The organism is Pseudoalteromonas luteoviolacea (genome assembly GCF_018100925.1).
Taxonomy (GTDB): domain Bacteria; phylum Pseudomonadota; class Gammaproteobacteria; order Enterobacterales; family Alteromonadaceae; genus Pseudoalteromonas; species Pseudoalteromonas obscura.
Map to the genome: position 1 here is coordinate 274647 of NZ_JAGJEH010000006.1, position 20603 is coordinate 295249.

Consider the following 20603-nt stretch of genomic DNA (forward strand, 5'->3'; position numbering starts at 1 on the left):
GTGGCTAACTTGGCCACTTTTTCATTGTTTGGCGGTCTTTTACTCCCAAACTCCCTCTGCTGTTTTGCCTTGGATCGCTACGTCAGCGTGTCGAAACTCCAAACTGTTCCCGGCTTGCTTTTTATTGCGATAGTCTTGCGTTAGATTTTTTATCGTAGGCGTGAGCAAAACAATGGCATATACGTTAACAAGCGTCATCAGCCCAAGAGACATATCAGCCAAGTTCCAAACCTGTTGTAAACTTGCATTTGCCCCCCACACCACCATCGCCAAATAGATGCCTGTATAGCTGAGCCTACCCAGCCGATTGTCCAGCTTAAAGAAGTGCAGGTTACTCTCTGCATAGGCATAGTTTGCAACCACAGAAGTAAAGGCAAATAACGTAATTGCCAACGCGATAAAGTCGTCACCATACTCGCCAAAATGAATCGCCATTGCCTGCTGAGTCACACTGATCCCCGCCATTTCGCCACTGGCACCAATCCCAGACAATAGCACAATAACAGCCGTACAGCTGCACAACACGATAGTATCAACAAAGACCCCCAACATTTGAATATACCCCTGAACAACTGGGTGATTAGGATTTGGGGCTGCACCAGCTGCTGCATGGGGCACGCTTCCCGCACCAGCCTCATTGGAATACATACCGCGTTGAATACCACTTTTAATCGCCGCACCCAGTGCTCCTGCTGATGCTTCTGTTAAACCGAATGCTGAAAGTACGATGTCTGCAATTAACCCTGGTAATTGAGCCATGTTTACAACACTGATGATTATCGCAGTTATCACAAACGCCGCGCCCATCCAAGGCACAACCACCTCAGCAAAACGCGCGATACGTTTGAGTCCACCAAGCACAATGACACCTGCGACTATCGCAATCATCAAACCACTGAGATAAGTCGGAACTGCAAAGGTGTTATTGAGTGCTTCAGCCATGGTATTGGCTTGCATAGCGCTAAAACTTGCACCGTAGCCAAGAAATAAACAGATTGAAAATAATACAGCCAGCCATTTCTTGTTTAGGCCCGCACGAATGTAGTACGCAGGCCCACCTCGAAACTCCTTTTGACTATCTTTCACTTTGTATAGCTGGCCCAGCACACTTTCAGCAAACCCTGTCGCCATACCTAGCAGCGCTATCACCCACATCCAGAAAACCGCACCACTTCCACCTAAAGAAATGGCCATCGCCACACCAGCTAAATTACCAGTACCCACTCTTGCACTGAGCCCGGTACACAGAGCTTGAAAAGAGCTGATCCCGTTTGGATCCGAACTCGCGCTATGCCTCACTAACCCAAACATATGTTTGAAGTCAACCAGTTGGATAGCGCGTAACTGATAGGTAAACCATCCACCAGCAAATAACAGAACATAAATAAGAAGCTGGCCTTCTCCCCACAGAACTTGATTGATATATGCGACACCCTGCTCAACCATAAATTTACCCTGTAAATGCATTGCAGCTAAAAAGTCACTTCAGGACAGGGCTTTAAGCTGCACAATATTGACTATGTGTTACTGCTTGTTAACATAACAACAGAATGAAAAACATACAAATGTGTGTACAGTTGCACTGCAACATATTCGTTCCACAATTTAGCGGTTCAATACCAAAACTATCAATCATTCTGAGAGCATCATGTTAAACCGAACGATACAACTCTTCCCGCTGTGGGCACTGCTTCTTAGCACCATCGCATACCTCACGCCAGAGCACTTTACACCGTTTAAATCTGCCATTATCCCTTTACTCACTGTGATCATGCTCAGTATGGGGCTGACATTGACTTGGTCTGATTTTAATAAAGTTATGCAGGCCCCCAAGGCTATTTTGCTTGGTGTACTGCTACAATATTTGGTTATGCCCTTAGTAGCGCTGGTTATTGTATTTATGCTTCAACTAGATGATTCACTCAGCCTTGGCATAATCCTCGTAGGGTGCGTCGCAGGTGGTACGGCAAGTAATGTGATGTGCTTTTTAGCCAAAGGAGATGTGGCTTTGTCCATTACCATGACAGCTATTAGTACTTTACTAGGAGTGCTTATCACGCCATTTTTAATCTCACTGTACGCCCAACAGTTGGTCGATATTCCGACTCAAGCGATGATTATCAACCTATTAAAAATCGTCCTCGCACCTGTTGTTTTGGGATTATTGATCAACACTTTTTTGCAAAATCAAGTTGCCAAAGTGCATCGTATTCTACCCTTGGTATCTATGTTCGCGATCGTCTCAATCATTGCCATTATTGTGGCCCTAAATAAGTCACATATCACCGCGATAGGTCCCATTATTCTTATCGCGGTTATCATGCACAATGGGATCGGGCTGTTAAGCGGATACTGGGTAGCAAAGTGGTGTGGGTTTGGTGAAGAGATCTGCAGAACCATCGCCTTTGAGGTCGGATTGCAAAACTCGGGTTTGGCTGTTGCTTTAGCCATGAAATTTTTCTCGCCAGCAGCTGCCATTGCAGGCACACTGTTTTCAATTTGGCACAACATCAGCGGATCAATGCTCGCGAGTTATTGGAGTAAGCGCAGAATAAAAGAGGATAACCAACCTACTTCCACAGAGTATGCCCGACTCCCTGATTAGGGCTCAGTCATTTCTAGCTTTAAAGCCACATGTGTTGAGACCGCAAACCCGAGTGTATGACGGTCTTTTTTCAACTCACAGTACAAGCGATAGTGATGCCCAGAACTAAAGTTGAAAATACCCTCTACGCTACCTGAATGCTGTTTGTTGGCACAATTGGCTTGAATACGATACACCCCAGCAGAGAGTGTCAGGTGATTATACTTGGCACTGACATAGGGTAATCGCCCACTAAGCTCTCGCCCTTGCTCATTCCAGATATATTCTATTTCTACCCGATAATCGCTGGCATACTTACGCGCTCCTTGGTCAACCCAAATGCGCGACAATTGAAGTTGGCCCAATCCTTCGGGGTTGTAAGTAAATGGGGCAGATTGACAACCTATCAACCCAAAAGCGAGTAAAAAAGTAAGTAAACACTTCCGTTTCATATCAATTGCTCCATGTGTATTATTAAGTGCTTCTCACCTAAAAACCCTATTTTATGACTCGCCACAACGTCTTCAGTTATGCTGCCATAAAATAAGGCTCTTGGCCTTGGTGTTTTGCTTTTCTGCGAAAGCTGCCTTTACCCTTCTTTGCTTTTTCAACTTTACTTTTAAACACAGGGCTTGTAACCAATGCTTTGAGCGCATTTTCTTTAATTTCCCCACGATGATGTTCACAGGTTAGCTGTGTTTTTTTACTCATAGTTTGACCTTTTGTGTCTGACATAATTAGGTGAGCACTTATTATTCATTGTCATACTCAGCTCTGCAAGTAAAAACCCGAACCAAATAAGTACCACAGTGCCAACAACCAGCCTGTAACCATAAAATGTTCGATTTCATACGCATTTATTATTTTTATGCCTAAACTGCATAAAGAGCAAACGCGACGCAAATTTGTATGAAATCAATCTCTGTTAGCGGCAATATTTCCATTAGTTATCAAGACGTGGGAAACAAAAATAACCCGGCTATTATCTTAATCATGGGGCTTGGTGCACAAATGACCTTATGGCCCGACGCGCTTTTTTATGGCTTAGTTGATCAGGGCTTTAGAGTTGTACGCTTTGACAATCGAGATGCCGGATTATCCACCCATTTAGAGCAATACGGGAGACCCAGCCTGTTCAAATCTTGGTTAAGCGCCCGTTTGCCACTTCGCAGCCAAGCCCCCTATACATTAGAAGAGATGGCAGAAGACACATTAGCATTAATGAAAGCGCTCAAAATAAAAAAAGCACACTTGGTGGGTGCTTCCATGGGCGGCATGATTGCACAGCTGATAGCAGCAAAGCAGAAAAAAAAGGTCTTGAGCTTAACCTCCATCATGTCTTCCTCGTCCTCACTTAAATTGACTCACGCCAACTTAAAAGTATTTTTACAGCTCGCAAAACTGCGCCCCGATAAACCCAATCGTGATGCTGCGGTCCGCTACAATATTCGGCTTAATCAATTAATTGGCAGCCCAGCTTACCCTCAAGACGAGCAAACCTTAAAAGCTCAGGCAGTTGAAACCGTTGAACGCGCCTATAACCCGCATGCTTTTCAAAGACAATTCGCCGCAATGGCCGCCAGCGGCAGCCGCCAAGAATTAATGACTAAGGTAAAAGCGCCTACGTTAGTGATCCACGGAGAGTCAGATCCCATTATCCCCAGTCAAGAAGGTATCAAAACAGCTCAACAGATCCGAAAATCCAAACTCAAAATAGTCCCAGGTATGGGTCATAACCTACCACCCGAACTTGCCCCTAAAATGATTAAGTGGATAGCAAAACATGTTCGTAAAAGTGAACTCAAACGTGCTAAAAAGCTTGCTCAAAAAGGGCAAAAACGAGATTGGGGATCCGCGCCTATTTAGTACAGTACAAAGGGCATTAAAAAAGCCCATTCAGAAATGAATGAGCCTCACTGCTTGGGAATAAGTACTTTAACGAAGGAAATATTGACTGTACCTGAATAATATAAATTTAGATCGTAACCTTTTGCGCATTCACTCGCCCATATTTTGCTCCATAGCTTTGCTTCAACAGTATGCTAGTCTCTTAGCATTTCGTGTATCATGCTGATATCTCTATCGTCAAAGTAACTAAAGTACACAGGTGTAATATGCTCAAAGTCACTCTCGAGCAATGGCGTATGTTTAAAGCCGTCGTTGAGCATGGCGGCTTTAATCAGGCGTCTGCCCAGATCCACAAAAGCCAATCTAGTATCCACAATGCGGTCAATAAAATTGAAACTGCGCTCGGCGTCAAACTATTTCGTGTTGAAGGCCGAAAAACAATATTGACTGCTGCTGGTGAGCTTATGTTACGCCGTGTCGAATATTTACTTGAGGAAGCCGCAAAGGTAGAGACCATAGGTGCCAACCTTGCAGAAGGTATTGAAACCAAATTGCGAATTGCCATTGACGAGATATTCCCCGCACATTTGCTTTATCGGGTGCTCGATAAAGTCTCCCATGAGTTTCCTTTTTTACGCATTGAACTGGTTGAGTCCGTCCTCAATGGTGCCAATGAGCAGCTGCAAAATGCCAACGTCGACATCGCTGTTTCCGCATTTACCCTTGAAGGCTTATTTAGCGAGGAGCTCTGCCAAATAGAGTTTCTCGCCGTTGCGAGTCCACAACATGCCCTTCATCAAAGTGGCAGGGCACTGACTTTAGAAGATTTAAAATCACACCGACAAATCGTAGTACGAGATTCTGCCGTATCAAAAAGCCATGATTCAGGATGGCTACAGGCAAGCCAACGCTGGACAGTCAGCCATATGCGTACCTCTATAGATATGATTAAAAGTGGTTTTGGCTTTGCTTGGTTGCCAGTGCCATTAATAGAAAAAGAGCTTCAAAATGGCGAATTAGTTGCGCTCAATTTACAATCAGGGCGAACACGCCAAGCCCAGCTGCACCTGACTTTTGTCGACGGAGATAGCCTAGGGCCTGCTGCCAGGACTTTTTTAGGTGAACTCAGATACCAGAGTATGATCATGCCAACGACACAAAACTCAGAGGTCGATTAACAGTAAATCGCTACGCAGCTTTGGCGTCTATACTTGTATGGTGCAGCAATTTTATTAGGGACAACCATGAATGAAAAACAGCTTGCAGAGCAATTCTACAGTGCACACCAATGGTCTGTGCTCAATGATCCCATCGAAACTTGTACACAACGTGCTCTAGCGCTGGATTCGACGCTTCTAAAGCAGGTCGCCAAAGGTGAACAGCCGGCAACAATACGTTTGTGGGAATGCCCTCAATCATTGATTGTCAGTCGCAAAGAAGCCAGGTTAGCGGATTTTGACAGCGCCTGTGACACCTTAGCTCAACTGGGGTGGCCTGTTTCGGTCAGAGAAAGTGGCGGCACTGCGGTTCCTCACGGTCCTGGTATTTTAAATTTTTCACTCATCTTTGCACAGACCAAAGACCAGCCTTTAGATTTAGATGCTATCTATATCTCCTTGTGTGAGCCTATTCGCAACGCACTGCGCAACCTTGGCTTGCAGAGTGAGTATGGAGAAACTCCCGGTGCATATTGCGACGGTCGATTTAATCTCAATATTGATGCTCTCAAAGTGACAGGTACAGCTCAGCGAGTAGCACTTTCACCAGCCAATGACTTGGGGCTTTACCGCGCCGTATTAGCACAAGCCATGATCATGATTGAAGCCGATCCACATGATACGACAGGCATCGTCAATCAGTTTTACCAGCTAGCAGGTGGCGACAATTGCTACGATCCCCACGCATCAACTAGCGTTGATAGACATTTAGCAGGCCACTACCCAAACGGCAAATTGACCCAAGTTATCAGGCAAGAAATTTTACTCGCCTTACGTGACTTTAATACGGATATTGACCCTCAATTAGAATTTTAAAATATATAAGCTCCTTTGGTTTTCACATTGGCTTCACATCATCGCCTGCAAAGTAGTGTAAAAAAGGAGGCCGCTTTATGTTTAGTCACATTCGTACCGTTGTTGTTACTTCGTTTACTCTGCTTTCGATACCCACTTTGGCTGCATCGATTGCTCACCAAAACATGGTCAACCAAGCTGTTGAACGTTTTACGCAAACCAATAAACAACATTGGTCCTATCAAGTACACAGTGTAGAAGTTGAAGAAGGGGAAAAAACCGAGTTGCAAGCACAACACACACCTCACGTAGACGCAGGTAAGCGCTGGCAGCTGTTGCAACTCAATGGTAAAAAGCCATCGAATAAACAAGCTGATGAATTTGCTAGAAAACGACAAAATGAAGGGTTTTCTGTCAGCATAAAAGAATTGATAAAAACAGATGCATTAACTCTTGATAGAGAAACCCCTGAGTACATCTCCTTCACATATCCCGTTGAACTCTCCGATCTGGGCGACGATGCCCTCGGCAAGTTAGTGGGTCGCATACAGATAGACAAACACAATTTGAATATTGACCACATATCTGTTCACAATACCGAGGAATTCAGCCCAGTTGCGTTGGCTGACATTGATCACTTTAAGCTACACATGCAGTTTATGACCATAGACAATACCGTACTACCCAAATATAACACGATGGAAATGAGCGGTACCTTCTCCTTCTTTATTGAAATCGAAGAAACATCTAAAACCACATTTAGCAATTATCAAAAACACCTTATAGTCACAGATGAAAGATAATTATAAGCCTATAAATCATACAATTAGGCATCTATTAAAACTCTATTGAGCAATTAATAGATATTCATTAAGACAGAGAGGGGCGTGATATTAAAGACTCATATCACGTCACCACATAAGCTGACTCAGGCGTTCGAGCACCCTGCCTATTCGTAATTATAGGCCGTGTACGATATGATCTTGTGTGGTGCGATTTAACATTTTGCATGAGGAATCACAATGAAATTACATCGCCGTCACTTTATTAAAAACATTACACTCGGCTCTCTTGTGGGCTTAATAGGCACGCACGTGCACGCACGTACTCTCACCCCCAGCGAAATGGAAGGCCCCTATTACCCGATCACACCGCAAAAAGATCAAGATGCAGATCTCACTCAAGTTGTTGGTAAAAAAGGTAAAGCAAAGGGCATCGCGATAGAAATATACGGACAAGTATTCGACAACCAGGGAGTACCGTTAGAAGATACAACTATAGATTTATGGCAAGCTAACAGCTACGGAAAATATCATCATCCACACGATAATAGCAATGCCCCCATTGACGAAAACTTTCAGGCATGGGCGATAATACAAACAAAAGCTGGAGGACACTTTCGCTTTAAAACCGTCTTTCCTGGCGCCTACCCGTTGAATGCTTCACAACAACGTACACCGCACATTCACTTGAAAGTTTCGAAAAGAGGCTATCATTCGCTACTGACTCAAATGTACTTTCCAGACCACCCTTTGAATCAAAAAGATGGACTATTTAGAAGCAAAACACGCCAAGAGCAAGCCTTGATGACCGCTAAAACAACATCAAAAGCCAATCAGTATCGATATGATATTGTCCTTGCTAAAGTTTAGTGTCGACTTGCAAAACGTATTGTCCATTCAGTGTTAATTTGCTTTAACTGCCCTCGCTGAATGGGCGCTACATTTAGATGACTTCAATAACGCGGCCATATATTTTCACCAATTGATCTTCCCCTAGCGCATTTTATGGCTATCAATAAAAGTGTCATATCACCGTGATAGCGTGAGCATAATCGTAAACAACAATCCTAGTTTTACGCACTCAATTACAGTAGTTTGAAGTATGCAAAGCGTCATAGATATTCAATGGTGGCAGCTGGCGGTATTTAGCCTAACGCTAATCGTTCCTTATTACATCAATATGCATTACCAGTTAGGCTTGTTGAAAGAAACTGTCGTAAGCTTGGTTAGAATGACCTTACAGTTGATTTTGATCGGCATTTATCTAGAGCTGTTGTTTGATCTCAATAGTATTTGGGTCAACTTAGCCTGGATGTTAGCTATGGTCTTAGTTGGCAGTAGTGCAATCATCAACAAACTTCATTTCCCAAGACACATTGTATTGATACCCGTTGCGCTCAGCTTAGTTGCCGGACTGTTGCCGTTAATGACGATCCTCTCTTTGGGCATTATTCAACCAGAACCTTTTTATCACGCGCGCTATGTTATCCCTTTAGCTGGCATGCTGCTTGGCAATAGCATTTCTGGGAATATTATTTGCTTACAAAGCTACCATAGCGCGTTGCAAGAACGCTGGCCTGAATATCAAGGGGCGCTGGCATTAGGCGCTTCTCCCAGTGCTGCAACTCGACCGTTTGTACAAGAGGCATTACAAAAAGCCATGTCCCCTATACTCGCTACAATGGCAACAACGGGACTTGTCACCATTCCTGGTATGATGACAGGGCAAATACTAGGCGGTGCATCCCCCATGGTGGCAATTAAATATCAGCTTATGATCATGCTCGCTATTTTTGTCATGATGAGTATTACCATTACCGTCAGCTTATGGCTGGTGGCAAAGCGCAGTATTTCAGTGGAAGGGAAACCTCAAGTTAGCCTCTGTTAAAAAAAGAATAGGCAGCTCTAAAGCTGCCTACTCTTTGATTTTACTTTTCGGTATCTCGATATTTCTCGAACCAAGCCACGATATGACCCACCTTTTGGATCAAGTTACTGGGCCTTGCGGCAATACCGTGCCCCGCTTTGGGAATGCGCACCATAGCAGTATCTATACCGCGTAGCTGTAGTGCTTGATAATATTGCTCAGTTTCACTCATTGGTGTGCGGTAATCATTTTCACCCGTTAGCAACATAGTTGGTGTTTTAACATTGCCTACCAGCGACAGTGGAGAGTGCTTCCATAGATGCTCGGTTGCTTCCCATGGCATGCCCGGCATCCAGTACTTTGCATAGTAATTATACGCATCTGCTGTCAGTGCAAAACTAATCCAATTAATCACAGGCTTTGCCACAACTGCGGCTTTAAAGCGATCAGTGTTGCCAATGATCCAAGCTGTTAATACACCACCACCTGAACCGCCAGTAACAAACAAGTTATCTTCATCAACAAACTTTTTCGCCACCATACCATCGACGACATCAATAAGGTCGTTGTAATCCTTTGATGGATAATCATGGTGGATGAGATTTGCAAATTCCTGCCCATAAGACGTACTACCCCTTGGATTAGCCCAGACCACCACATACCCTTTTGACGCCATCAATTGCACTTCTGTACTGTAATTCGGGCCATATGCGGTGTGTGGACCACCGTGGATCTCCAAAATCATGGGATATTTCTTAGAGCCGTCAAAGTTAGGCGGTAAGGCATACCAAGCTTGAATGTCCCTGCCATCGACTGAAGACTTAACGGTGATAGCTTTTACCTCAGCGGTCTTTTTGTGCCCTAACAAATCTTCATTTAAGTCTGTAAGTTGAACCGACTTTCTTCTTTTATCCACCAATGCGAGGTCTGCAGGTCGCTGTGTATCAGCAGTAGTGACCACTAAGCGGCCACTGCCAGCTACAGCAAAATGGCCCGAAGTATACGGACGTCCAAGTGACAAGCCTCCCAGCTCAGCAACTTTCTCTGTCACTTTGCCTTTTAAAGTGACATGGCCCACATACTGCTGGCCATGATCTACATAGCTAAAGTAAAGTCCACGTCCTTTTTTATCCCATTGATGGGCACTAATTGGGCGATCCAATGACTCGGTGAGATTGATCTGGTTTTTGCCATCTGGGTCCATCATGTAAATATCAAAGTTTTGGCTCGATAAGCGCTTATCTTCATAGTGGAGATAGGCAATTTTATCTCTTTGCTGATTCAGTTTAGGGCGATATTCAGGACCATTGTTATCGGTGATTTGAGTAACTTGACTATCAGCGACATTGATACGATAAATATCTGATTGGCGAGGCCTATTTTGCCAGTCATCATGACGATCTGCATTGAAATAAAGCGCTTTACCATCTTTACTCCAAGTTAATGACGAGCGGTGATGAAAATCCCCTTGCGTCAACTGTCGAGGTGTTCCTCCTTCCGCCGGCACCACATAAATATGATGATAGCCATGTTTGATAAAACCACCGCCATCACGCTTGTACAGCATGTCATCTATATATGTGGCGTTACCCGCCCACTGAGCCCCCTTTGGCTTCTTTGGCATATCTTTAAAAAGACCACTTTTACTCTTTGGCTTAAACATGGTGAACGCAATCCACTTACCATCTGGCGACCAACTTATATTGCCCACACTTTGATGCACATTGGTTACTCTTGCCGTTTGCCCAGAGTCTAACCAGCGTACATACAGCTGGTTATCACCCTCTGCGTTGGCTAAATATGCCAATCGCTTACCATCTGGTGAATACTTAGCACCGCGAAATTGATTTTTACCAGACAATAATGGTTGATGGGTATTGGTTTTTAAACCCACCTCCCACAGGTTAATGCGGGTGCTATCAGACATGATGTCCATTGCTCTGCGCTCGTAAACAACCTTATAACCGTCAGGGTGAACCTGCGGGGATGCCGCGTACTCAATATTGAACACATCCTCATACTGCCACGTATTATTGGGATGAGTATCTTTAGCCATCACTGGTAGCGCTATCATATGAGCTGCCAACAGCGTTAAACCTAGCTTGTTTTTATTTTTCATATTCAGACTCTTAGTATTGAACTCATCGCCTTAACATCACGGTTTGTACCGACATAAATGTCAATGAGTCTTGTTACAATATATCAATTATCAGTTCAGTGCTAAGATGCCTTAAACAAATGGACTATTCAAAACAACTGCGACTAATTACCGTAGTAAGAGATGACCGACTTCACACTGAAAACCCGCCGTTGAATCCTGCAAAGCCCATACCATTAAGGCACACAATCACAGTATAAAAAAAATGCAATTGACTAACGCGAGGTTAATTGTGACTCTGAGTATGCAGTACAAAAAACAAACAAAAAGGATATAACATGAAATTAAAGCTAAATAAAAAAGGCATTAAACAGCTAAGCCAAAAACGACTTAACTCAGATGTCACTAAACAAGTTGGCGGTGGTGCTATTGCCTCGAAAGACTATTGGTGTCAATCTGGTCAAATGCCATGTTGGACCAATGGACCCTGTATCACAACCCCGTATAAAGGTTGTAATACCAGAGGTTGGTGTCAAGGCTAATAATCTGTACTAGGTTCCCCATATTAATGCCGATCTAGGTAGTACGGCATTGATAAGTAGCAATTCACTCATTGTTATAATTCGCTTTTAGTCATTGATAAGCCCACAAGAAACAGTAGCCCGTTTAAACGATTACCAGTCACATCGTTTCACTTTTTCAAACCATGGGCGATTAAAGCGCTTTGTTACCGGCTTTTTAAACCCTGGCAGTATCATATCCATGCCTGTTGACAAGTGTTCACTTACCAATTTGCGGATCCTGTCATCATCTAACTGCGTGTAGGCGTCGAGCAACCGCTTCTTCTCTTTTACCGTTAAAGGCTCTCCATGCATATGCTTAAATCGTGTATTGAGCCACAGTAGCAAAGCTTGCTTGCCCTCATTAGGAAATGCCAACGTCAAGGTTTCAGTTGGACTATATAATCTTTGAAAATTGACCCATTGTTGCTGCAAAGCAAAGACAAAAAGTAAATTTACGCCCGCAGAGATCTGGCCCGAGCGTTTGTCAATATTTTGATACCCTGCCAGTGCCGCCCTAAAGTGTTGCTCAGCCCGTTCAATACGCCCTTCTTCAAGTGCAATCAAACCCTGGTTATTCTCAATGATTGCCAGCAGGTTTTTTCTATCGGCGAGTTTTGCTAATTTCTGTGCTTTGCTATAAAGCGCTTTCGCTTTTTCCAACTCATCAAGTTGCCGAGCAAGCAGTGCCAAACTATTTGTAATGGTCAGTCTTTGCCTATCATTGATCGCATACTTCACCGAGCACTCTAAGCTGATTTGCGCATCAATGATGTAATCGTGTTTACGCAGCCAAATACCTGTACCACTCGTAACTGTTACGAGCTTATCAATAAAGTAAGGGTGTGTTTGATGATGAAAAATCGCTTCTATAGAATCAATGATTTGCTTCAGTTCACCAGTAAATACGGACGCCCGCATTGCAGCAATATGCCACCTAATTTGCTGGACATCTGTCAAGGCGTGAGGCGTAGGAATATTATTGAGAATTTTCAGTGTTCGAGAAGGGTCAACACGAAGATAATCCTCCGCTTCTTTGAGCTTATCGTCCAGTGGAGCGGCCACAACCGTACCTGTAATAAGACTAAGTAAGGCAATTACCTCAGCAGCTCGCACATCACCTCTCCACCGAATAAGTTAACTAAAATATAGATAGGCAGCGCGTATTATTCAAAATAACCGAGCGCTTGATACATAAAACACCGACTCTATGGTTGATGTGAGTCAGTGTGATAGACCCATAAGATAAGCACAATAATTGGCAAGTTTTTAGTAACGGGCCCAAACGGGTGCAACCAAAAACTGCCATCAATCCACGATAATAGCCCACTATATACAACAATTGTAAGTACCTGCACCATACAGCACAATTTGACTTTTTTCTGAGCTAACAACCAAAGCCCCAATCCGATATCCAATGCGCCACCACCATAGACAGCGAGCTTGGCTAAGGTGCCATAAATTTGTGCTTCTGCAAGAATATCAAAACCAATATGGGGCGCAAAAAACACCGAAGTTAAGCCGGTAAATATCCAGACAAACGCGAGGCTAAAGCAGGCGCAGTGATACAATCTCTTGTGCTGTAAACGCATTCTTTATACCACTGATAGAGGCTTAAAGACCATTAGCACCAATAACGCTAAAATAGCGATAAAAGCCGGGATCCCCAACAGGGTCCAACGCCGCATTAAGGCTTTAAATTCGCCAGTCACATGCCCTTTATCGATAGATTCTTTGGCTAGTCGACGTAGTCTATATTGTATTTTCAATACTGGAAGCCAACAGAGACCGATTAATCCAAAAAGCCCTGCAACCATTAAAAACCAAGGAGATTGAAAAGAGTAGCCTAGTAGATGCATTAGATAGAGGCCACTTACGATTTGTGTCACAACGGCCGGTGTAGTAAACAGCCAGTCTCCTAATACAACATGTTGCGTAGTCACATAAATTGCTTGAGGGTTATTAGAGCGGTTTGCCATGAACATAAAAAACGCGATGCCCGCACCTGTCCCCATCACCACAATCGCCGCTAAAATATGAATAAACTTGGCGATAAAATATGGTTCCATCATTTCAATACCTGCTCTTTTTGATATATGCCAAACGCATTAAAGTGCGCGTAAAACTCTGATAATTTCAACAGACCAACACACGCTGTGGCTCCTCGGTGATCGATGCTATCTGATAGCAGCTTTTTGGCAATAATTATTGCTGAAAAAGTGGGAATATAAGGCCCGTGACCATCTGGAGCATACAGTCGCCAAGTCAATGTCTGAGGCTGGACGTTTAAATCTCGTCCCTTAATCGACACTTCCATCGCGCCAATATCACTGCCAAATTTAAGAAAACAATTGCTCAAAGTATCGAGTTGCTTAGCTAAAGGAGCCCAGCTTTTGACTATGTTCCACTTGGCAATAGCAGCCATTGTGACCATCCCCCAGTGTAATAAAGGCAATTCTAATCCAGCTTGAAAACTCACTCGCTCGGAAACACCATACCGCTCGGGAAATAAGGCCAGATCTGGCACATCTACATTGGCTAATAAACGGCGCTTTGCAATATCGCCAAAGTCATGACTTTTAGCATCCATCCAACCATAGGCTGGTTGCCAGCGACCTTGTCTAAATACCGAAAAGGGATGCCCTGTGTAGGTAAGAATGGCTTCAATTGTCGCAGTGCCTCTTTGGGCTTTATTCCCAGGTGCAATTGCGATATCAATACTGTCTATATTTTCAAACAAAGGTAAAAAGTGATCGATCACCGCCGAAGATAACCCGGGTACCGAACTGGCACCACTTACGACTAACACACCATTTTCCCGCGCCATTTTATCTAAACAGCCAATATCACATACAAACTGTCTGTCATCAGCTAAATCAATATAATGGGCTCCAGCGTCAATACAGGCCTTTGGTACTGTGTAGCCTTGGCCTTGATACGGTCCTCCTGTATGGATCACCATAAATGGCTTTTGTGCTTTCAATTGCTGTGAAAATGCGTCTGCATGCAAATCTACCTGCCACGTTTCAAGTGTTGCATTAGAGGATTTTTTCAGCAGTTCTACAAATTGCTCAGCTTTTTCTTGGTTTCTTCCTGCTATTATCAAGGTAATATCATGGCTAGCTAAAGATTTCGCTATGCGCTGACCAAAATTACCATAGCCACCTAATATAATTACCTTTTTTGACATTGCCTATCCTTACTTCTACTACAGTATCAAGATTGCTGGTTTTTAACTCATTAAGATCAAAGAATATCAGTCCAAATCTACAGCCTTTATCGTTCGTTATACTACCCAAAATCACAGACACAACAAAGCGCTGAGTTTGACGCGTCTTCAACATTGCATAATGAAAAAAAATCTATTCATTTCACATTGCAAAGTATGCGATCACGGCTAGACTTGCCTTGAATTCTATCAGGACAAGGAGTTATTTAATGACGCTTAAAACAACAGGAAAGGTAATAGCTGTCCTTTCTCTTGCCACCCTTACCGCTTGTATGAGCACATCTCAATCACCTTATTTAAAAAGTTCTCTCTCTGAGGGGATTGGTCCACTTGAGGTAAGAGCCCCCTATGCAAATTACGTCAACTACTATGGCTATGTTGACGCCACCGTCAAACCAGAGGGCGTATATAAAGGGAAAGATACGTACTATTTGTACGCATGGGTACCTGCGGCTGTTGACGAAATTGGTATCTCAATGCAGTCACCCGTTGAGTCAAAGCCAACTGACAAAGACTTTGTGCACACAAACTTTGCTCCGGGGATGGAAAAAGACCAAGCAAAGTACTTTGATACTTACATCGTGTTTGATCGTATGAATATCATCGACAGCAAAAAAATTGCGCAAGGCGGTAAAGTATTGCAGCCATTGGGTTACAACGATGACACACGAGAATTACCAGCAAACCCCAGTGGGGCTTATTACAACTCGCTCTTAAGACAAACAACCAATTTAAACAACCCGACTGAATCTTTAGTCAGAGGGGTTTATCGTATCTCATTCACCTCTTTCCGCTCTCAAGTTGAGGGCTCATTTGAAGCCACCATTGGCACCAATGTACCAGGTGTGAAAATTGCGGCTTCATTGGAGGAGCTTCATAAGCTAGTTAATGACGGCAAATTATAAGAATAAGTCAGGGTGATGCAGTGCATCACCTTATCCCACATCATGGCTGTAAGCTTCAAGTTTACTGTAGCATTATCGCTATTCCTTAACGCAAATTAGCTCAATGACTAACTCACCCTCAAGGTATTAAATTAGTTAAAAATAAAACCCAAAGTTTTAGACTTATTTCAAACAGTCGCTTCAGCATCATCCTTTAATCAAAAATGGCGCTGACCACCTTAGTTCAGCGCACTGAAAGCAATTTAAAGCACCGCCGTTAAAATTGAATTTATGCTTGGATACCACATCATCATCCCAGCAGCAGTCAAACCAATAAGCGTAATCAAAACACCAAAGCAAGCTACCCCAGCAACACACCATCTAACGCTCACATGTCGATGACGTTTACCCCATAAAATTAATTCATACATGGCCATTGGCAACAGATAGCAGGCGAATGAAAGAAATATATCAACAGGACCATCAAGTGTTAGCGTATTACCATTCATCCCCTGATTAACTAAATACCACCCCATCAGGTATAGACGAAATGTCCAAACTCCATTGACCAATAAGAAGCTATGTACCGCCATGCGTTGATGTGCATCAAAACGCTTTTTAATCGCGTAACGCCAAGCGAAGTAAATGGTGATAGGGATCAAAACGCCATTTAGCGTAATCCCCAATGATCCTATATCACTGAGCCGGTGGCCTGCTCCCCATGTTAGATATAGGCCAGTCAACGCCCCCGATAGACCTAGTAAAAAAAACACTCGGCCATTGTAGCGGTGAAAACGAGGGTAGCGTTTACGAACATTGGGGAGCAGTTGGAATAAGCCACTCAATGCCAATAAAGCTGCGGGTAAAACATGCGCAAAAAACATTGCTGATTGAAAGTTAATATTGCTATTGAGCCCTTGCGCTGGAGATATAGCTCCTGCTTTTTCGATACTGCCCATAGCCAAAGGCAATGCATATAGACTCAAGATATAGATGGCAAATGCCCACTGCCCTGCCAATGCCACCACCATCCAGCTTTTAGTCGCACCATTGAGTGTATTTTCAGCGGTTAAGGTAGGTAGTTTAAGTTGTGATAAAGTTAAAGAAATCATCTTAGCCCCTTTTGTAATCTGTTGATTTAATTACTAAGGTGACAAAAACAACGCGATTAGTCGCACCGAATTCGAAATTCGGTGCATGGTTTTTTGCAATCTTTACTTACAAAAGCAAAATTGAGGTATTGAGGCCAGTTGAGTACGATTAGCATGTCGATTTTTTTACCTGTATTCGAGCTTTGGGATCACCACATGATACAGCCATACATTCATGTCATTTTGCTAGCTGTTAGCCTTATCTTGCTATTTGCTCAACTCGGTGTGCGTAATAAAAAGACACTACATATTTTATTTGCAATCTTCTGTGGCTCAGTTGCAATGACCGCAGCTAAACGTATTACCGGCGCAGACCTTGGTCCCTATCAATACCTCATCGGCATGCTTGCCTGTGCAACTTGTAATTGCTTCTGGTTGATCGCAAGAGCGCTCTTTCGAGAAAAAAACCCGATAGCATGGCAGCACATCGCCGTTGCGATTACAATTGCAGTACTGGTCGTGTTTCAACAAGGTTACCTCTTTGCCACTGCACACTGGACGCTGCACTCCCCTTGGCTAAGCCTGTTGTTCAGCTCATTGGGAGAGGTCACTATTTTATTGTCGTCTGGTATATTGATGCTCTCTTGCTGGGAGGCATGCAGAGGCTTTAATCAAGCATCTCGTATAGATAAGCAACAGCGCATTGTGTTTTTGAGCATTTTTGGTAGCGCTATTTTGATCAGTAAAACAGCGCAAAATGTGCTTAATGGTAACCCAGAGCAACTGGCTTTGATCACATCACTGCTCACCATAGGTATCTTAATTTGCTTACAAACACTACTTATCTGGCGCAGCACTTTACGTAAACAAGCACAGGAAGGCACTATCGCGCCTCATGCTCACAGCTTAAAATCACACGCTACCAGCTCTGAAGAAACTAGCTCCCTTGCAAAGCAAATTCACAACCTTATCATCGAGCAACAGGGCTACCTGCAAACAAATTTAAAAGTGGCAGACATTGCAAGGAAGCTCGATGTCTCTGAGTACAAGGTCAGCAAAATATTGCGAGAGCATATGGGCGCCCGTAATTTTAACCACTATATCAATGAACAACGTATTCAACATGCCATGCAGTTATTAAGTGATGCCGATAAACAACATTGGTCGGTACTCGTCGTTGGACTTGAAAGCGGTTTCGCCTCTGTCGGTCCATTTACTCGCGCCTTTAAAGCCTATACAGGTTCAACACCAAACCAATATAGACAAACTCTACCACCTGCGACACCGGTATCTATCTGACCCTCTCCGGTCTTAAAAACGATGTAAAATACGCCTAAAACCAAAATAAAAAATTCTAATCCACAGGCATTTCACCCAACCTAAAAATAAATAATTTCATATAAATTAATAAGGTAAAAGTATTTCAGAACAAACCGAACACGATTCTTCCACTCAATATTTTTGTCATATTTTTGGAACCAACTTGCCACTTTTTCTTAGCTTATTTGTCTTTTTTGCTCTCTATAGTAGCGTCACTAAAACCGATAAATGAGAAAGGATTATGAAAACAAAATTACTGCCATTGGCGCTGTTATGTAGCACAACCACCTTATTAACGGGTTGTTTTGATTCAGATGACAACGAAGTTAAAGCCAAAGTCCCAAATCAAGAAGTGGTGATTGGCACAGCTATCGAGTTGCGTCTGATGGAAACCACAGATCTACATGCCAATGTGCTTAATTTTAACTATTTTACAGATGCGCAAGACAACAAAGTCGGCCTAGTAAAAACCGCAGCCTTAATCCATAAAGCAAGAAACGAAGCGCAAAACTCAGTACTTGTCGACAATGGCGATCTCATCCAAGGTAGTCCCTTAGGTGACTACATAGCTAAAATAAAAACCCTGCAAGACGGTGAAGTTCACCCTGTTTATAAAGCGATGAACACCTTGGACTATGACGTTGCCAATATTGGTAACCATGAATTTAATTTCGGTTTAGAGTTTTTACAAGAAGCCATTGATGACGCAAATTTCCCCTATATTTCTGCCAATGTCTTTAAATACGATGGCGACGATGATGATAGCAATGATGAGCCTCTGTTCTCTCCCTATCTTATTCAAGACAAAGCATTTGTAGATACAGATGGTAATACTCATACCATCAAAGTCGGTTATATCGGATTTGTGCCTCCGCAAATCATGCAATGGGATAAGGCTAACCTTGAAGGTAAAGTCATTGCCAAAGACATCGTCGCGATGGCGAACAAATACGTGCCAGAGATGAAGTCAAAAGGCGCGGATATCATCATTGCCATTCCACACTCAGGGATCGATACCTCCGCACATACTGAAAAACAAGAAAACGCCAGCTACCACCTGTCTAAAGTTGCCGGTATTGATGCCATCATGTTTGGTCATTCTCATACCAATTTCCCAGGCCCACGCTATGAAGGCATGGAAGACAAAGGGATTGACACCAAAAAAGGAACGGTTAATGGCGTGGCCGCCGTTATGCCTGGCTTTTGGGGCAATCACCTCGGTATTATCGATGTAACTCTCACCTATCAAGCTGACGGCTGGGCTGTAACAGGATCGCAATCGACACTCATGCCGATATATGAACAAGATGCAGATAGAAACGTCACCTCTTTGGCTGACAACGATGCCGATATTGAAGCTGCTGTGCACCATGACCACGAAGAAACTCGCACTTGGGTAAATGAACCTTTTGCAAAAATCACCAATCAAGTAAATAGCTTTTTTGCCCTCGTCAACGATGACCCTTCCATCCAAATCGTGACCGATGCACAGACCTGGTATGCGCAAGAGAAAATGCAAAACTCAGAGTATGATGGACTACCAATTCTTTCTGCCGGCGCACCATTTAGAGCTGGACGTGGTGGTGCCGACGACTATACCTATATCGCTGCTGGTGATATTGCTTACCGTAACGTTGCTGATTTATATATCTACCCAAATACATTAACAATCTTGAAGTTAAATGGCGCCGAAGTAAAAGAGTGGCTAGAAATGTCGGCTGGGCAGTTTAATCAAATTGACCCTGATTCAATGGAAATGCAGTCATTGATCAATGGTGACTTCCCTTCATATAATTTCGATGTTATCGACGGCGTCACTTACCAAATAGATATCACTCAACCCGCGCGTTACAACAGCAAAGGCGAAAAAGTATCTGATGGCCAGCGTATCAAAGCGCTTTCATATCAAGGGAAGCCCATTTCCGACGAACAGGCGTTTTTAGTCGTCACCAACAACTATCGCGCTTCAGGTGGTGGTAACTTCCCGGGCATCAGCGCTGATAAAATCATCAACCCATCACCTGATGAAAACCGCCAAGTTGTTGCCAATTATATCACCCACAAAAGCGGAGCGAATGAAGGAAAAGGTTTAGATCCTTCTGCCGATATGAACTGGTCATTTACTGCAATTGAAAACGCACAAATTCAGTTCACTACGTCAAACAGTGAACACGCTAAAACATACAGTGAACAATTCAACCATATTCAGCCGCTTGATAAAGCCAATGAAGCTGGCTTTGCACTGTATCAGCTGAACTTATCTCAACTTAACAACCAATAACACCCAAATACCCATACGGGGTGCACAAAAGAGTGCACCTCACCTCC

The 20603-nt window shown here is 43.4% G+C and carries 20 protein-coding genes; 11 read left to right on the top strand and 9 right to left on the bottom strand.

The window, feature by feature from the left end; translation table 11 throughout:
- Window positions 1–39 precede the first annotated feature (39 nt).
- Window positions 40–1446: an alanine/glycine:cation symporter family protein gene (locus tag J8M00_RS14785; RefSeq protein ID WP_211011289.1), complete on the bottom strand. Its 1407-nt coding sequence runs from the start codon at window positions 1444–1446 to the stop codon at window positions 40–42.
- Window positions 1447–1648: 202 nt separating this feature from the next.
- On the opposite strand from J8M00_RS14785, the gene J8M00_RS14790 reads away from it, so the two are divergent.
- A complete protein-coding gene (locus J8M00_RS14790; protein ID WP_211011291.1) occupies window positions 1649–2605 on the top strand; it encodes a bile acid:sodium symporter family protein in 957 nt (318 codons plus the stop codon).
- Here the strand turns inward: J8M00_RS14790 and J8M00_RS14795 are convergent.
- Both J8M00_RS14795 and J8M00_RS14800 read right to left on the bottom strand, forming a co-directional pair.
- Entirely contained in the window at window positions 2602–3036 is a 435-nt protein-coding gene (locus tag J8M00_RS14795) for a hypothetical protein (RefSeq protein WP_211011293.1), read from the bottom strand. The genes J8M00_RS14790 and J8M00_RS14795 overlap by 4 nt on opposite strands.
- A 76-nt stretch (window positions 3037–3112) precedes the next feature.
- Window positions 3113–3295, bottom strand: a complete 183-nt coding sequence (locus tag J8M00_RS14800; RefSeq protein ID WP_211011295.1) for an alternative ribosome-rescue factor A — start codon at window positions 3293–3295, stop codon at window positions 3113–3115.
- Window positions 3296–3493: 198 nt separating this feature from the next.
- Here J8M00_RS14800 and J8M00_RS14805 point away from each other — a divergent pair, with 198 nt between their 5' ends.
- From J8M00_RS14805 to J8M00_RS14830, 6 genes are all read left to right on the top strand, one after another.
- Window positions 3494–4450 (top strand): alpha/beta fold hydrolase, encoded by a 957-nt coding sequence (locus J8M00_RS14805; protein WP_211011296.1) that lies wholly within the window; start codon window positions 3494–3496, stop codon window positions 4448–4450.
- A gap of 248 nt (window positions 4451–4698) precedes the next feature.
- Window positions 4699–5610 carry a LysR family transcriptional regulator gene (locus tag J8M00_RS14810; RefSeq protein ID WP_211011298.1) on the top strand — a complete coding sequence of 304 codons (912 nt, stop codon included), beginning with the start codon at window positions 4699–4701 and terminating at the stop codon, window positions 5608–5610.
- A gap of 66 nt (window positions 5611–5676) precedes the next feature.
- Window positions 5677–6465, top strand: coding sequence for a lipoate--protein ligase family protein (locus tag J8M00_RS14815; RefSeq protein ID WP_211011300.1), 789 nt, complete (start codon window positions 5677–5679; stop codon window positions 6463–6465).
- A gap of 77 nt (window positions 6466–6542) precedes the next feature.
- Window positions 6543–7247: a hypothetical protein gene (locus J8M00_RS14820; RefSeq protein ID WP_211011302.1), complete on the top strand. Its 705-nt coding sequence runs from the start codon at window positions 6543–6545 to the stop codon at window positions 7245–7247.
- A gap of 219 nt (window positions 7248–7466) precedes the next feature.
- A complete protein-coding gene (locus J8M00_RS14825; protein ID WP_211011304.1) occupies window positions 7467–8096 on the top strand; it encodes a protocatechuate 3,4-dioxygenase in 630 nt (209 codons plus the stop codon).
- A 232-nt stretch (window positions 8097–8328) separates the two neighbouring features.
- On the top strand, window positions 8329–9114 hold the full coding sequence (locus tag J8M00_RS14830; protein WP_211011306.1) for an ABC transporter permease: 786 nt from the start codon (window positions 8329–8331) through the stop codon (window positions 9112–9114).
- A 40-nt stretch (window positions 9115–9154) separates the two neighbouring features.
- Here the strand turns inward: J8M00_RS14830 and J8M00_RS14835 are convergent, their stop codons facing one another.
- Window positions 9155–11212 (bottom strand): S9 family peptidase, encoded by a 2058-nt coding sequence (locus J8M00_RS14835; protein WP_211011307.1) that lies wholly within the window; start codon window positions 11210–11212, stop codon window positions 9155–9157.
- Window positions 11213–11529: 317 nt separating this feature from the next.
- On the opposite strand from J8M00_RS14835, the gene J8M00_RS14840 reads away from it, so the two are divergent.
- Complete coding sequence (locus J8M00_RS14840; protein WP_211011309.1) at window positions 11530–11733, top strand: hypothetical protein; 204 nt, start codon at window positions 11530–11532, stop codon at window positions 11731–11733.
- A gap of 132 nt (window positions 11734–11865) precedes the next feature.
- Here the strand turns inward: J8M00_RS14840 and J8M00_RS14845 are convergent, their stop codons facing one another.
- The 4 genes from J8M00_RS14845 to J8M00_RS14860 form a co-directional block, all read right to left on the bottom strand.
- Window positions 11866–12867 (bottom strand): tetratricopeptide repeat protein, encoded by a 1002-nt coding sequence (locus tag J8M00_RS14845; RefSeq protein ID WP_211011311.1) that lies wholly within the window; start codon window positions 12865–12867, stop codon window positions 11866–11868.
- A gap of 92 nt (window positions 12868–12959) precedes the next feature.
- Entirely contained in the window at window positions 12960–13343 is a 384-nt protein-coding gene (locus J8M00_RS14850) for a DoxX-like family protein (RefSeq protein ID WP_211011312.1), read from the bottom strand.
- A gap of 3 nt (window positions 13344–13346) precedes the next feature.
- Window positions 13347–13823 (bottom strand): DUF2269 family protein, encoded by a 477-nt coding sequence (locus tag J8M00_RS14855; RefSeq protein ID WP_247687393.1) that lies wholly within the window; start codon window positions 13821–13823, stop codon window positions 13347–13349.
- Window positions 13820–14941: a saccharopine dehydrogenase family protein gene (locus J8M00_RS14860; RefSeq protein WP_211011313.1), complete on the bottom strand. Its 1122-nt coding sequence runs from the start codon at window positions 14939–14941 to the stop codon at window positions 13820–13822. The genes J8M00_RS14855 and J8M00_RS14860 overlap by 4 nt, the downstream gene beginning before the upstream one ends.
- A gap of 248 nt (window positions 14942–15189) precedes the next feature.
- On the opposite strand from J8M00_RS14860, the gene J8M00_RS14865 reads away from it, so the two are divergent.
- Window positions 15190–15885 carry a LipL32 family surface lipoprotein gene (locus tag J8M00_RS14865; protein WP_211011314.1) on the top strand — a complete coding sequence of 232 codons (696 nt, stop codon included), beginning with the start codon at window positions 15190–15192 and terminating at the stop codon, window positions 15883–15885.
- Window positions 15886–16127: 242 nt separating this feature from the next.
- Here J8M00_RS14865 and J8M00_RS14870 read toward each other — a convergent pair whose 3' ends face one another.
- A complete protein-coding gene (locus J8M00_RS14870) occupies window positions 16128–16976 on the bottom strand; it encodes a DUF2306 domain-containing protein (RefSeq protein WP_211011315.1) in 849 nt (282 codons plus the stop codon).
- Between the two features lie 195 nt (window positions 16977–17171).
- Between J8M00_RS14870 and J8M00_RS14875 the strand changes: the two genes are divergently transcribed.
- Window positions 17172–18254 (top strand): helix-turn-helix transcriptional regulator, encoded by a 1083-nt coding sequence (locus tag J8M00_RS14875; protein ID WP_211011316.1) that lies wholly within the window; start codon window positions 17172–17174, stop codon window positions 18252–18254.
- 262 nt (window positions 18255–18516) lie between these two features.
- On the top strand, window positions 18517–20556 hold the full coding sequence (locus tag J8M00_RS14880) for a bifunctional 2',3'-cyclic-nucleotide 2'-phosphodiesterase/3'-nucleotidase (protein ID WP_211011317.1): 2040 nt from the start codon (window positions 18517–18519) through the stop codon (window positions 20554–20556).
- The last annotated feature ends 47 nt before the right edge of the window (window positions 20557–20603 follow it).

Bases quoted from the DNA above. Each gene is read 5' to 3' on its own strand.
- J8M00_RS14880 (WP_211011317.1), top strand. From the start codon at position 18,517: ATGAAAACAAAATTACTGCCATTGGCGCTGTTATGTAGCACAACCACC.
- J8M00_RS14795 (WP_211011293.1), bottom strand. From the start codon at position 3,036: ATGAAACGGAAGTGTTTACTTACTTTTTTACTCGCTTTTGGGTTGATA.
- J8M00_RS14820 (WP_211011302.1), top strand. From the start codon at position 6,543: ATGTTTAGTCACATTCGTACCGTTGTTGTTACTTCGTTTACTCTGCTT.
- J8M00_RS14840 (WP_211011309.1), top strand. From the start codon at position 11,530: ATGAAATTAAAGCTAAATAAAAAAGGCATTAAACAGCTAAGCCAAAAA.
- J8M00_RS14785 (WP_211011289.1), bottom strand. From the start codon at position 1,446: ATGGTTGAGCAGGGTGTCGCATATATCAATCAAGTTCTGTGGGGAGAA.
- J8M00_RS14855 (WP_247687393.1), bottom strand. From the start codon at position 13,823: ATGATGGAACCATATTTTATCGCCAAGTTTATTCATATTTTAGCGGCG.
- J8M00_RS14825 (WP_211011304.1), top strand. From the start codon at position 7,467: ATGAAATTACATCGCCGTCACTTTATTAAAAACATTACACTCGGCTCT.
- J8M00_RS14875 (WP_211011316.1), top strand. From the start codon at position 17,172: ATGATACAGCCATACATTCATGTCATTTTGCTAGCTGTTAGCCTTATC.
- J8M00_RS14815 (WP_211011300.1), top strand. From the start codon at position 5,677: ATGAATGAAAAACAGCTTGCAGAGCAATTCTACAGTGCACACCAATGG.
- J8M00_RS14865 (WP_211011314.1), top strand. From the start codon at position 15,190: ATGACGCTTAAAACAACAGGAAAGGTAATAGCTGTCCTTTCTCTTGCC.
- J8M00_RS14800 (WP_211011295.1), bottom strand. From the start codon at position 3,295: ATGAGTAAAAAAACACAGCTAACCTGTGAACATCATCGTGGGGAAATT.
- J8M00_RS14870 (WP_211011315.1), bottom strand. From the start codon at position 16,976: ATGATTTCTTTAACTTTATCACAACTTAAACTACCTACCTTAACCGCT.
- J8M00_RS14860 (WP_211011313.1), bottom strand. From the start codon at position 14,941: ATGTCAAAAAAGGTAATTATATTAGGTGGCTATGGTAATTTTGGTCAG.
- J8M00_RS14835 (WP_211011307.1), bottom strand. From the start codon at position 11,212: ATGAAAAATAAAAACAAGCTAGGTTTAACGCTGTTGGCAGCTCATATG.
- J8M00_RS14790 (WP_211011291.1), top strand. From the start codon at position 1,649: ATGTTAAACCGAACGATACAACTCTTCCCGCTGTGGGCACTGCTTCTT.
- J8M00_RS14850 (WP_211011312.1), bottom strand. From the start codon at position 13,343: ATGCGTTTACAGCACAAGAGATTGTATCACTGCGCCTGCTTTAGCCTC.
- J8M00_RS14810 (WP_211011298.1), top strand. From the start codon at position 4,699: ATGCTCAAAGTCACTCTCGAGCAATGGCGTATGTTTAAAGCCGTCGTT.
- J8M00_RS14805 (WP_211011296.1), top strand. From the start codon at position 3,494: ATGAAATCAATCTCTGTTAGCGGCAATATTTCCATTAGTTATCAAGAC.
- J8M00_RS14830 (WP_211011306.1), top strand. From the start codon at position 8,329: ATGCAAAGCGTCATAGATATTCAATGGTGGCAGCTGGCGGTATTTAGC.